Here is a 12404-nt window from a genome sequence, read left to right on the forward strand (position 1 = left end):
CGCGAGCCGCCGGAGGTCAGCGGCTGGCGGTGCGCATGTACGCCCGGACCGACAGCGGCACGAACACCGCGAGGATCACGACCGTCCAGATGACCGTGTAGAGCACCGGGTTCTGCAGCGACCAGGCATCGGGCGCCGGGGCCCCCGGCACGGTGTTGCCGAACAGGTCGCGCGCCGCCTGCACCACCGCCGACACCGGGTTCCACTCCGCGAAGGTGCGCAGCACCGAGGGGAAGGTCTCCAGCGGCACGAAGGTGTTCGCGACGAAGGTCAACGGGAAGATCACGATGAAGCTCGCGTTGTTGACCACCTCCGGCGTGCGGACGAGCAGACCGACCAGCGCCATCAGCCAGGAGATGCCGAAGGCGAACACCAGCAGGAGGAGGAAGCCCCCGATCGCCTCGGGCACCGACGTGTGGATGCGCCACCCCACCACCAGCCCGGTCAGCGCCATCACCGCGATCGAGATGACGTTGAGCCCGAGGTCGGCGACCGTGCGCCCGACCAGCACCGAGGAGCGCGACATGGGCAGTGACCGGAACCGGTCGATCAGCCCCTTCTGCAGGTCCTCCGCGAGGCTCGCCCCCGTGATGGTGCTGCCGAACACCACCGTCTGGGCGAAGATCCCCGGCAGCAGGAACTCCGCGTAGCTGACCCCGCCGGGCACCTGGATGGCGCCACCGAACACGTAGCGGAACAGCAGCACGAACATGATCGGCGACAGCGTCGCGAACACGAGCAGGTCCGGGACGCGCTTGACCTTGATCAGGTTGCGCCGGGTGATGGTGGCGCTGTCGGCCAGCGTCTGCGCGAGCGTGCTGCTCATCGGGCACCTCCTCCGGTCCGCGCCGGCGTCCGGTCACCGGGACCGCGGGCGTCGGCCGCGGCGTTCGTCGTCTCCTCGGCCGCGTGGCCGGTGAGGGTGAGGAACACGTCGTCGAGGTCGGGGCGGCGCAGCCCGATGTCGAGCACCTCGACCGCGGTGCCCTCGAGCAGCCGCAGCGCCTCCGCGAGGTCGTCGGTACCGCCGCTGACCGGCAGGGACAGCCGGCGGGTCGACTCGTCCAGCTGCGGTTCGTCGACCGCCAGCGGGCGCAGCCGGCCGGCCGCCTCCTTGAGCTCCCCGGCGTCACCGACGGTCAGCTCCAGTCGCTGGCCGCCGACCTGCGCCTTCAGCTGGTCGGCGGTGCCGCGGGCGATCACCCGGCCGCGGTCGATGACCACCATCCGGTCGGCCAGCCGGTCGGCCTCCTCCAGGTACTGGGTGGTCAGCAGGATCGTCGTCCCGCCGCCGGCGAGGTCGGCGATGAACTCCCACATCGACAGCCGGCTGCGCGGGTCCAGGCCCGTGGTCGGCTCGTCGAGGAACAGCACCCGCGGTCGGGCGATCAGCGAGGCGGCGATGTCCAGCCGCCGGCGCATGCCACCGGAGTAGGTCTTGGCCGGGCGGTCGGCCGCACCGGTCAGGTCGAACCTCTCCAGCAGCTCACCGGCCCGCGAGCGGGCCTCGCGGCGGCCCAGCCGGTACAGCCGGCCCACCATCTCCAGGTTCTCGAACCCGGTCAGGTACTCGTCGACGGCGGCGTACTGGCCGGTCAGCCCGATGCAGGCGCGCACCGCGTCGGCGTCGTGCACCACGTCGAGGCCGACCACCTCCGCCCGCCCGGCGTCCGCGCGCAACAGCGTGGTGAGGATGCGCACCACCGTCGTCTTGCCCGCGCCGTTCGGACCGAGGAGCCCGAGGACGGAACCCTCGGCCACGGTCAGGTCCACCCCGTCGAGGGCCGTGGTCGCGCCGAAGCGCTTCACCAGCCCCTCGACGACTATCGCGTCGGTCATGAGGGGCACGCTAGGGCCGGGTGCCGACACTCTCCGACTGCTTTTCGGCCCGCCCGGGCCCCGTGCGCGACGCGCTGGTCCACGACTCTCCCCACCTCGTCCGCGTCCCGCCGGGTGCGGGACACGAGGGGTGGACTGCCCGGAGCGGCAGAACTCGTCGTCAGCCGGTGGTGACCGCGTAGCCGGCCCGGTCCAGGCGGGCGAGGACCTCCTCGGCGTGCTCGGGGCCCCGGGTCTCCAGGACGACGAACACCTCCACCTCACCGAGGTCCAGCCGGGTCGCCGTCCGCTCGTGCTCGACCTCCAGCACGTTGGCCCCGACGTCGGCCAGCTCGGTGAGCACGGCCGCCAGCGACCCCGGCCGGTCGGGCACCCGCAGCCGCAGCCGCAGGTAGCGGCCGGCCGCGGCCATGCCGTGCTGAACCACCTTGAGCAGCAGGACCGGGTCGATGTTGCCGCCGGAGACGACGGCCACCACCGGCGGCCGGAACGCCGCGGGGTCGGCCAGCACGGCGGCCACCGCGGCGGCGCCCGCGGGCTCGACGACGAGCTTGGCCCGCTCCAGGCAGAACAGCAGCGCGCGGGAGAGGTCCTCCTCGGTGACCGTGCGCACCTCGTCGACCAGGTCGCGGACGTGGGCGAGGGTCAGCTCGCCCGGAGCCCCGACGGCGATGCCGTCGGCCATCGTGGCCATCCCGTCGAGCGCGACCGGGCGGCCGGCGGCCAGCGAACCGGGGAACGCCGCGGCCTCGGCGGCCTGGACGGCGACCACCCGGACGTCGGGACGGCGGTCCTTGACCGCCGCCGCCACCCCGGAGACCAGGCCACCGCCGCCGGTGCACACCACGACCGTGGCGACGTCGGGGCACTGGTCGAGCACCTCGAGCCCGACCGTGCCCTGCCCGGCGATGACGTCGGGGTGGTCGAACGGGTGGATGAAGACCGCACCGCTGCGCTCGGAGTGCTCGATCGCCGCGGCCATGGCCTCGGTGAGGTCGTGCCCGGCCAGGCGCGCGTCGGCGCCGTACCCGCGGGTCGCGGCCACCTTGGGCAGCGGGGCGGACTCCGGCATGAACACCGTCGCCCGGATCCCGAGCAGCTGCGCGGCCAGCGCCACCCCCTGGGCGTGGTTGCCCGCACTGGCGGCGACGACCCCGCGGGCGCGCTCCTCGGGCGACAGCCGGGCCAGCCGCGTGTACGCGCCGCGGATCTTGAACGAGCCGGTGCGCTGCAGGTTCTCGCACTTGAGCCACACCGGCCCACCCACCCGGCCGGCCAGGGCACGGGAGTGCTCCAGCGGCGTGTGCCGCACGACCCCGTCGAGCAGCGCCGCCGCGGCGGCGATCTCCGCCCCGGCGAGCAGGGGCACCTCGTGCGCGACCATGCCGGGATCCTCCCAGGCGGGTGCGCAGGTGGGGGCCCTCGAACGGGTGCCCAGCGTCGCACCGTCGTCGTACCGTGGCTGGGGTGACGGACCCTGGCGCCTTCGCCTCCGCTCCCCCCGCTCCGACGACCCTCGGCGAGCTCCGCGACAGCGGTGCCGCCTTCCGGCCGGTCAAGGCCGAGATCCGCGCCAACCTGCTCGCCCGGCTCGGCGCCGGCGAGCCCAGCCTGCCGGGCATGGTGGGCTTCGAGGACACCGTCGTCCCCGAGGTCGAGCGCGCCCTCATCGCCGGGCACGACCTCGTGCTGCTCGGCGAGCGCGGCCAGGGCAAGACCCGGCTGATCCGCACCCTGGTCAGTCTGCTCGACGAGTGGACGCCGGTGCTGGCCGGCAGCGAGCTCAACGAGCACCCGCTGCACCCGATCAGCGTCTGGGCGCACCGGCAGATCGCCGAGCACGGCGACGCCACCCCGGTCGGCTGGCTGCACCGCAGCGAGCGCTTCGGGGAGAAGCTGGCCACGCCCGACACCAGCGTCGGTGACCTCATCGGCGACGTCGACCCGATCAAGGTCGCCGAGGGCCGCACCCTGGGTGACCCGGAGACGGTGCACTACGGCCTGGTGCCGCGCACCAACCGCGGCATCTTCAGCGTCAACGAGCTGCCCGACCTCGCCGAGCGCATCCAGGTCGCGCTGCTCAACGTGCTGGAGGAGCGCGACATCCAGATCCGCGGCTACCGGGTGCGGCTGCCGCTGGACCTGCTGCTGGTGGCCAGCGCCAACCCCGAGGACTACACCAACCGCGGGCGGATCATCACCCCGCTCAAGGACCGCTTCGGCGCCGAGGTCCGCACCCACTACCCGATCGAGCTCGCCGACGAGATCCGGCTGCTGCGCCAGGAGGCGCACACCAGCTGGCTGGGCACGGCCGGCGACGGGCACCTCGACACCCCGGTCATCCCCGAGCACCTGGCCGAGATCGTCGCCCGGTTCACCCGGCTGGTCCGCGAGTCCAGCCACGTCGACCAGCGCTCCGGCGTCAGTGCCCGGTTCGCGATCGCGGGCCTGGAGACGGTGGCGGCCTCCGCCGTCCGCCGGGCCGCGGTCGCCGGGGAGACCCGGCCGGTGGCGCGGGTGGTGGACCTGCCCAGCGTCGTCCCGGCCAGCCGAGGCAAGGTCGAGTTCGCCGACTCCGGCGCCGACCCGGACGACGAGCGGGAGCTGGAGATCCTCGAGCACCTGCTGCGCCAGGCGACCGCGCAGACCTTCCGCGCCCGCTGCGCCGGCCTGGACCTGACCGGCCTGCAGGAGCACTTCACCGGCGGGGAGACCGTCGAGTCCGGGGAGCTGGTGCCGGCCGCGGCGCTGCTGGGCCAGCTCGGCACCATCCCGAGGCTGGCCGAGCTGCTGGGCCGGCTGGGGGTGCCCGAGGGCGAGCAGTCGGCCGAGCAGGCCGCCGCCGCGGTGGAGTTCGCCCTGGAGGGGCTGTACCTCACCCGTCGGCTGGCCAAGGACACCGACGGCACCCGCACGGTGTACGGGGCCTGAGGTGGTGCGCAGGCCCGGGAAGGGCTACCGGTACGGGCGCTGGCGGGGCGGGCCCGACCCGCTGGCCCCGCCCTACGACCTGGGCAGTGCCGTCGACGAGATCGGCGACTCCGTGCTCGGCGGCAGTGGCGTGCGCGAGGCGCTGCGCGAGCTGCTCCGGCGCGGCATGGACGGCCGCCGCGGTCTCGACGAGCTGCGCCGGTCGGTGCGCGAGCGGCTGCGCCAGGCCCGCACGGCCGGGCGCATGGACGGCACGCTGCAGGAGGTCCGCGAGCTGCTGGACCGCGCCGTCGAGGCCGAGCGGCGGGAGCTGTTCCCCGACCCGGACGACATGGCCCGCCTCAAGGAGGCCGAGCTCGACGCGCTGCCCGAGGACACCGCGGGCGCCGTCCGCGCGCTCAAGGACTACGAGTGGCGCTCGGCGGAGGCCCGCCAGGCCTACGAGCAGATCCAGGACCTCCTGCGCCGGGAGGTGCTCGACAGCTCCTTCACCTCGATGAAGCAGGCGCTGGAGAACGCCACCGAGCAGGACATGCAGGCGGTCAAGGACATGGTCGCCGACCTCTCGCAGCTCATCGACGCGCACAACCGCGGCGAGGACACCGACGAGCAGTTCGAGCAGTTCATGCAGAAGCACGGCCAGTTCTTCCCGGACGACCCGCAGTCGATCGAGGAGCTCATCGACTCCCTCGCCCGCCGCGCCGCCGCCCAGGAACGGATGATGGCCGGCCTCTCCCCCGAGCAGCGGGCCGAGCTGGCCGACCTCATGGCCCAGACGATGGCCGACATGGGGCTGGCCAGCGAGATGGCGCACCTGCAGGACGCCCTCCGCCAGGCCCGGCCCGACCTGCCGTGGGGCCAGCGCGGCCAGGTGCCCGACGGCGAGCAGTCCCTGGGCCTCGGCGACGCGACCAGCGCCGTGGCCGAGCTCGCCGACCTGGAGGCGCTGTCCAACCAGCTCTCCCAGGGCTACGCCGGCGCCTCGCTGTCCGACGTCGACGAGGAGCTGCTGGAGCGGGCGCTGGGCCGGCCGGCCGTCGACGACCTCGCCGCCCTGCGCCAGATGGAGCGCGAGCTGGAGCGGCAGGGCTACCTGAACCGCTCCGACGGCAAGCTCGAGCTCTCTCCCAAGGCGGTCCGGCGACTGGGCGCGACCGCGCTGCGGCGGGTGTTCGCCCAGCTGGACGCCACCGGCCGGGGCGAGCACGACGTCGCCGACGCCGGCGCGGCCGGGGAGCTCACCGGCAGCTCGCGGGAGTGGCAGTTCGGCGACGAGCAGCCGCTGGACGTCGTCCGGACGGTGAAGAACGCCGTCCTGCGCACCGCGCACGAGCCGCACGTCGAGGGCCGGCGGGCGGTCCGGATCGCCGTCGAGGACTTCGAGGTCGTCGAGACCGAGCGGCGCACCGGCGCGGCGGTGGCCCTGCTGGTCGACCTCTCCTACTCGATGGCGCTGCGCGGCACGTGGGGCGCGGCCAAGTCGACGGCGATGGCGCTGCACTCGCTGGTCACGACCCGCTTCCCGCAGGACGCGATCCAGATCATCGGGTTCTCCTCCACCGCGCAGGTGCTGCGCCCGGAGACCCTCGCGGAGCTGTCGGTGGACACCCTGCAGGGCACCAACCTGCAGCACGGGCTGATGCTGGCCCGGCGGTTCCTCGCCCGGCACCGGGACGCCGAGCCGGTGGTGCTGGTGGTGACCGACGGGGAGCCCACCGCCCACCTGGAGGACGACGGGACGCCGTTCTTCTGCTGGCCGCCGATGCCGGAGACGATCGCGCGCACCGTGGCCGAGGTGGAGCGGGTGGCCCGGTCCGGCGCGACGATGAACGTGTTCGCCCTCGACCCGGAGCCGGGCCTGGTGCACTTCGTCCACGACATCACCCAGCGGGCCGGCGGCCGGGTGTTCACCCCCGACAGCGAGCGGCTGGGCGAGTACGTCGTCGCCGACTACCTGCGGACGCGGCGGGGCCGTCGGGCACGCTGAGCCCGGCCGGCGGCGGGCGCTGAGTTCCGGCGCCGTGGCCGGTCGTAGAGGCGTGACCGGGTACGTGCAGACCGAGGACGGCGTCCGGATCGCCTACGACCGGGAGGGCGCCGGGCAGCCGTTGGTCCTCGTCGGCGGCGCGGGGCAGTTCCGCGCCGTCGACCCCGACACCCGCGCGCTGACCTCCGAGCTGGCGGCGCGCGGCTTCGACGCCGTCCACTACGACCGCCCCGGCCGCGGCGACAGCGGCGGCGTCCCGCCGTTCGGGCTGGCCGGCGAGGTCGCCGCGATCCGTGCCCTGCTCGAGCTGGTCGGCGGCCGGGCGTGGCTCTACGGGAGCTCCTCGGGGGGCGCGATCGCCCTGGCAGCAGCGGCCCAGGTGCCGGGCGTGCAGCGCCTCCTGCTCTGGGAGGTGCCCCTCGACGAGGAGCTGGGCAGCGGCGGGGCCGAGTACCTGGCCGCCGTGCGGGCGCTGGTGGCCGCCGACGACCGGGAGGGGATCTGGCGGCTGTACACCGACGGCATGCCGCCGGAGTGGTTCGAGGAGATGCGCGCCGGCCCGCACTGGCCGCTGTTCGAGCGGATGGCACCGGCCCTCGAGGCCGACGCCGAGGCGCTGGCGTGGACCCAGTCGGCACCGAGGCGGCAGTTGTGGGCGTCGGTGACCGCCCCCACCGTGGTCCTGCTCGGCACCGAGACCTTCCCGTTCATGGCCGACGCCGCCGACTCCATCGTCGGCGCGCTGCCCACCGCCGAGCGCGCGGAGGTGCCCGGCAGGGGGCACCGGTGGGATCCCGGCGACCTGGCCGACCGGATCGCCGCGTACCTGCCGGCGCAGGTCAGCGGCGGAGCGGGTGGGACCCGCTCGAACTGATCCCCGGGATCGCCCCGGCGCGGAAGGCGTCCACGAACAGCCGGTGGTCGCGCTGGGTGTCCCGGGCGTAGGAGTGCGCGAAGTCGACCAGGTCCGCGGTGAACTCCGCCCGCCGCTCACCCACCATGGCGGTGATCGCGTCCTCGGTCTGGAACGGCACCAGCGTGTGGTCGCTGTCGGCGTCACCGACGCAGTGCATCTTCGCCGTGGCCCGGCCCAGCTGGACCATCACCGGGGCGATCTCCTCGGGCTCGGTGAGGTCGTCCCAGTCCAGGTCCACCTCGTAGGGCGAGAGCTCCTGGACGACGAACCCGACGCCGTCGATCTCGGTGTGCCCGAGGAACTGGGAGGCGTTGGCCTGCAGCGCCCGCTGCGAGATCGCCGTCCGGTGGCCCTCGTGCTCGAAGAAGCCGCGGATCTGCGGGTCCCGCACGATCCGGCTGGGTGCCGGGACGTTGCCCTGCTTCAGCGACAGGACGACGTCGTTCTCCAGCGCCTGGTCGTAGCCCTCGATGAGCACGTTGTAGGCGGGCAGCCCGGCGCTGCCGATGCCGAAGCCGCCGGTGGCGATCACGTCCTTCACGTCGAAGGCGACGTCGCGGCGGCGGCGTGGGGGGAAGACGGTCCGGCGGTACCGCTCCAGCGCGGCCAGCACCCGCTCGCGCTCGGCGCCGTCCAGCCGGCGGTTGCGCGGCCCCTCGGCGAAGCGCCGCTCGTAGCCCTCGACGACGGTCATCCGCTCCAGCAGGGTCAGCCGGCTGCGCGCGCTGGTCCGCAGGATCACGTCGTGCACGGCGCCCTCGGTGTTCTCCCGCACCAGCGCGAAGGACTTGTCGTCCTCGAGCCGGGTGAAGGCCGCCACCTGGTCCAGGTACGCGTCGAGGTACCCGCGCAGCAGGTCCCCGATGACGTCGTCGCCGAGCGCCTTGCGCCACGCCAGGAGGGCGAAGCTGGCGGCGAACCGGCGCAGGTCCCAGCTGACGTGGCCCAGGTAGGCCTCGTCGAAGTCGTTGACGTCGAAGACGATCCGCCCGCCGCCGTCCATGTAGGTGCCGAAGTTCTCCGCGTGCAGGTCGCCCTGGATCCAGACCCGGCCGGTGCGCTCGTCGCTCCAGCGGTCCTCCAGGTGCGCCATGTCCGCGTAGAAGAGGCAGGCGCTGCCCCGGTAGAACGCGAACGGGTCGGCCGCCATCTTGCGGAACTTGGTGCGGAACGCGTCGGCGTCGGCGGTCATCAGCTCGGAGAAGGCGTCGACCAGCACGTCGACGATGACCTGACTGCGTTCACCGTCCGTTGGTCCGGCGGTGACCCGTGCGAGGGAATCTGCCACGGGGGGAACGTAGGCGGCGGTTAACCTGCGGGACAGAGGTCCACGCAGCTGGGGAGGTCGGACGGCGGTGACTCGAGCGGGCACGGCATGGCGGCTGGCCACCGGTGCCGCCTACGGCGGCGGCGGGGTGGGGCTGGTGGGGGCGGCGATGGTCGCCCTCCTGCGCGCGCAGGCCCGGTCGGCCCGGCGGCGCGTGGAGTCACGGACGACGAAGGGCGACCCGCCGTCGGGCAACGGCATCTACGGCCGCGGGCGCGGCAAGCCGATCGTCCTGGCCGTCCTGGGTGACTCCAGCGCGGTGGGCCTGGGCGTGCGGCGGGCCGCGGAGACCCCCGGCGTCCTGCTCGCCGCGGCCCTCGCCGAGCTGGCCGAGCGGCCGGTGCGGCTGGTCCGGCTCGCGGTCTCCGGTGCGGAGTCCCACGAGCTCGAGGAGCAGGTCGACAAGGCGCTCATCGAGCACCCCGACGTCGTGATGATCATGATCGGCGCCAACGACGTCACCAGCCGCACCCGGCCGTCGGTCTCGGTGCGCCACCTGCGCGACGCCGTCCGCCGCCTGGTCGAGGGTGGTGCCGAGGTCGTCGTCGGTACCTGCCCCGACCTCGGCACCATCCGGCCCATCGCGCAGCCGCTGCGCCTGCTGGCCCGCCGCTGGAGCCGGCAGCTGGCGGCCGCGCAGACCATCGCCGTGGTCGAGGCCGGTGGTCGCACCGTGTCGCTGGGGTCGGTCCTGGGCCCGACGTTCGCCAAGGACCGCGGCCTGTTCAGCGTCGACGAGTTCCACCCGAGCGGCGCGGGGTACGCCGCCGCGGCCGCCGTCCTGCTGCCCTCGGTGGCCGACGCGATCGGCGTCTGGCCGGCCACCGCCGACCGCGGGCTGCGCAACCTGCGCCGCGACACCGTCCGTCCGGTCGCCCGCGCCGCCGCCCAGGCCGCCGGCCGGACCGGCACCGAGGTCCAGGCGACCGAGGTGCGCGGCTCGGAGACCGGTCCGCGCGGGCCCTGGGCACGGCTGCGCCGGCGCCGTCCGCCGGAGATCCCGACGGCCGAGCAGGCGGAGCGCGCCGAGCAGACGACGGTCGGCTGACGCGGCGCCCGGCGGCCGTTACCGGGGAGTAGGTTCGGGTCCGCCCCGACGTCCGGCGTCCCCCGTCGGATCCGCCTCATCGTGGAGGACCCATGCCCGAAGCCGTCATCGTCGCGACCGCGCGCTCCCCCATCGGCCGCGCCTTCAAGGGCTCGCTCAAGGACCTGCGCCCCGACGACCTCACCGCCACGATCGTGCGGGCCGCGCTGGACCAGGTGCCGGCGCTGGACCCGACCGACATCGACGACCTGATCCTCGGCTGCGGCCTGCCCGGCGGCGAGCAGGGCTACAACATGGGCCGCGTGGTGAGCGTGCTGCTCGGCATGGACCATCTGCCGGGCACCACCGTCACCCGGTACTGCTCCTCGTCGCTGCAGACCACCCGCATGGCGATGCACGCGATCAAGGCCGGCGAGGGTGACGTGTTCATCTCCGCGGGGGTGGAGATGGTGTCGCGGTTCGTCAAGGGCAGCAGCGACTCCCACCCCGACACCAAGAACCCGGTGTTCGCCGACGCCGGGACGCGGGTGGCCAAGACCGCGGAGAGCGGTGCCGACGGGTGGACCGACCCGCGGGAGAACGGCGAGCTGCCCGACATCTACATCGCGATGGGCCAGACCGCCGAGAACCTGGCGCTGCTCAAGGACGTCTCCCGCCAGGAGATGGACGAGTTCGCCGTCCGCAGCCAGAACCTGGCCGAGCAGGCGATCGCCAGCGGCTTCTTCGAGCGGGAGATCACCCCGGTCACCACGCCGGACGGCACCGTCGTCAGCACCGACGACGGCCCGCGGCCGGGCACCACGCTGGAGGGCATCTCCTCGCTCAAGCCGGTGTTCCGCCCCGACGGCCGGGTCACCGCCGGGAACGCGTGCCCGCTCAACGACGGTGCGGCCGCGGTCGTGGTCATGAGCGACACCAAGGCCCGCGACCTGGGCCTGACCCCGCTGGCCCGCATCGTCTCGACCGCCGTCACCGGCCTGTCCCCGGAGATCATGGGCTACGGGCCGGTGGACGCCTCCAAGCTGGCGCTGCAGCGGGCCGGCATGAGCATCGGCGACATCGACCTGGTCGAGATCAACGAGGCGTTCGCCGCGCAGGTCATCCCGAGCTACCGCGACCTCGGCATCGACATCGACCGGCTCAACGTGCACGGCGGGGCGATCGCCGTCGGCCACCCGTTCGGCATGACCGGTGCCCGCATCACCGGCACGCTGATCAACGGCCTGCAGACCGAGGACAAGACCTTCGGCCTGGAGACCATGTGCGTGGGTGGCGGCATGGGCATGGCGATGGTGCTCGAGCGCCTCTCCTGAGCCCGGACAGGCCAGTGGCCCGGCCCCCTCACGGGGACCGGGCCACTGGTCCGTCCTGGCCCCGGCAGCGGGGCCCTCGGTCAGTTGTCCTGGAAGTAGGACAGCAGCCGCAGGATCTCCAGGTACAGCCAGACGACGGTCACGAGCAGACCGAAGGCGATGTACCAGGCGAACTTCGCCGGGGCGCCGCGGCGGATCGCCTCGTCGGCCATGTCGAAGTCCAGCAGCAGCGAGAAGGCCGCGATGCCGATCACGACGACGCTGAACAGGATGGCGATCGGGCCGCCGTCGCGCAGGCCGAGCCCGCCGGGGGTGAAGAAGCCGGCGACCAGGTTGACCAGGACCAGCGCGAGGACACCGAACATCGCGCCGACGATCCAGCGGGTCAGCTTGGGGGTGACCCGGATGGCGCCGGTCTTGTAGACGACGAGCATGCCGGCGAAGACACCGAAGGTGCCGATCAGCGCCTGGACGACGATGCCGGGGTAGATCGTGTTGAAGGCCTCGCTGATGGCGCCGAGGGCGACGCCGTACAGCGCGCCGTAGGCCAGCGTGGCGACCGGGTTGGCGATCTGCTTGAACGAGATCACCAGGCCGAGGACGAACGCGACCAGGACGGCCGGCAGCGCCAGGCCCCACGCGGCCTGCCCGGGCATGGCCCAGACGGCGGCGGCGGCCAGGACGGTCACCAGGAACGACAGACCCGTCTTCTGGACGACGTCGTCCATCGTCATGTAGCGGGTCGTCGACGGCGCGTACGGCGAGCGGGCGTACGGCGCCGGGGCGGCGTACGGGTCCTGCGTCGGGGCGCCGTACTGCGGCGCACCGTACTGGGGGGCGCCGTACTGCGGGGCCCCCCACTGGGCGGACTGCTGGCCGTTGCCGGCGCCCGCGTTCGCGAAGCCCCGGCCGAAGACCGGGTTGTGGCTGGGCATCGTCATCTCCTCGAGGTGACCTGGCGGTTCGTGGGCCCAACGGTGCTGCACCCACTCGACCAGGTCAACGCCTGGACGGGCCGTTGCGTTCCTGACCCCGGCGAAGAC

Annotated in this window: 10 protein-coding genes; 5 read left to right on the top strand and 5 right to left on the bottom strand. The window is 73.7% G+C overall.

The window, feature by feature from the left end; all coding sequences use genetic code 11:
* Positions 1-16: 16 nt before the first annotated feature.
* The 3 genes from ACI79E_RS00330 to ilvA form a co-directional block, all read right to left on the bottom strand.
* A complete protein-coding gene (locus tag ACI79E_RS00330; RefSeq protein WP_456930551.1) occupies positions 17-826 on the bottom strand; it encodes an ABC transporter permease in 810 nt (269 codons plus the stop codon).
* Entirely contained in the window at positions 823-1839 is a 1017-nt protein-coding gene (locus tag ACI79E_RS00335; protein WP_456930552.1) for an ATP-binding cassette domain-containing protein, read from the bottom strand. Before ACI79E_RS00335 ends, ACI79E_RS00330 begins: the two co-directional genes overlap by 4 nt.
* 160 nt (positions 1840-1999) lie before the next feature.
* Positions 2000-3223, bottom strand: a complete 1224-nt coding sequence (gene ilvA / locus ACI79E_RS00340; protein ID WP_456930553.1) for a threonine ammonia-lyase — start codon at positions 3221-3223, stop codon at positions 2000-2002.
* Between the two features lie 83 nt (positions 3224-3306).
* Between ilvA and ACI79E_RS00345 the strand changes: the two genes are divergently transcribed.
* From ACI79E_RS00345 to ACI79E_RS00355, 3 genes are read left to right on the top strand one after another with little or no spacing between them, the layout of a single operon-like run.
* Positions 3307-4770, top strand: a complete 1464-nt coding sequence (locus tag ACI79E_RS00345) for a sigma 54-interacting transcriptional regulator (protein ID WP_456930554.1) — start codon at positions 3307-3309, stop codon at positions 4768-4770.
* Positions 4771-4774: 4 nt separating this feature from the next.
* The gene (locus ACI79E_RS00350) at positions 4775-6757 is read left to right on the top strand and encodes a VWA domain-containing protein (protein ID WP_456930555.1); all 1983 of its coding nucleotides are present in this window, start codon (positions 4775-4777) and stop codon (positions 6755-6757) included.
* 52 nt (positions 6758-6809) lie between these two features.
* A complete protein-coding gene (locus tag ACI79E_RS00355) occupies positions 6810-7631 on the top strand; it encodes an alpha/beta fold hydrolase (RefSeq protein ID WP_456930556.1) in 822 nt (273 codons plus the stop codon).
* Here ACI79E_RS00355 and ACI79E_RS00360 read toward each other — a convergent pair.
* Complete coding sequence (locus tag ACI79E_RS00360) at positions 7597-8961, bottom strand: DUF2252 domain-containing protein (protein ID WP_456930557.1); 1365 nt, start codon at positions 8959-8961, stop codon at positions 7597-7599. The genes ACI79E_RS00355 and ACI79E_RS00360 overlap by 35 nt on opposite strands.
* Before the next feature lie 67 nt (positions 8962-9028).
* Here ACI79E_RS00360 and ACI79E_RS00365 point away from each other — a divergent pair, with 67 nt between their 5' ends.
* Positions 9029-10048: an SGNH/GDSL hydrolase family protein gene (locus ACI79E_RS00365; protein ID WP_456930558.1), complete on the top strand. Its 1020-nt coding sequence runs from the start codon at positions 9029-9031 to the stop codon at positions 10046-10048.
* Positions 10049-10140: 92 nt separating this feature from the next.
* On the top strand, positions 10141-11361 hold the full coding sequence (locus ACI79E_RS00370; protein ID WP_456930559.1) for an acetyl-CoA C-acetyltransferase: 1221 nt from the start codon (positions 10141-10143) through the stop codon (positions 11359-11361).
* 80 nt (positions 11362-11441) lie between these two features.
* Here ACI79E_RS00370 and ACI79E_RS00375 read toward each other — a convergent pair whose 3' ends face one another.
* The gene (locus ACI79E_RS00375) at positions 11442-12296 is read right to left on the bottom strand and encodes a Bax inhibitor-1/YccA family membrane protein (protein ID WP_456930560.1); all 855 of its coding nucleotides are present in this window, start codon (positions 12294-12296) and stop codon (positions 11442-11444) included.
* Positions 12297-12404: the final 108 nt, after the last annotated feature.

This window comes from Geodermatophilus sp. SYSU D00079, from assembly GCF_054050635.1.

Excerpts from the sequence above, each read along its gene's own strand:
- ACI79E_RS00370 (WP_456930559.1), top strand. The coding sequence starts at position 10,141 with ATGCCCGAAGCCGTCATCGTCGCGACCGCGCGCTCCCCCATCGGCCGC.
- ACI79E_RS00375 (WP_456930560.1), bottom strand. The coding sequence starts at position 12,296 with ATGCCCAGCCACAACCCGGTCTTCGGCCGGGGCTTCGCGAACGCGGGC.
- ACI79E_RS00335 (WP_456930552.1), bottom strand. The coding sequence starts at position 1,839 with ATGACCGACGCGATAGTCGTCGAGGGGCTGGTGAAGCGCTTCGGCGCG.
- ilvA (WP_456930553.1), bottom strand. The coding sequence starts at position 3,223 with ATGGTCGCGCACGAGGTGCCCCTGCTCGCCGGGGCGGAGATCGCCGCC.
- ACI79E_RS00330 (WP_456930551.1), bottom strand. The coding sequence starts at position 826 with ATGAGCAGCACGCTCGCGCAGACGCTGGCCGACAGCGCCACCATCACC.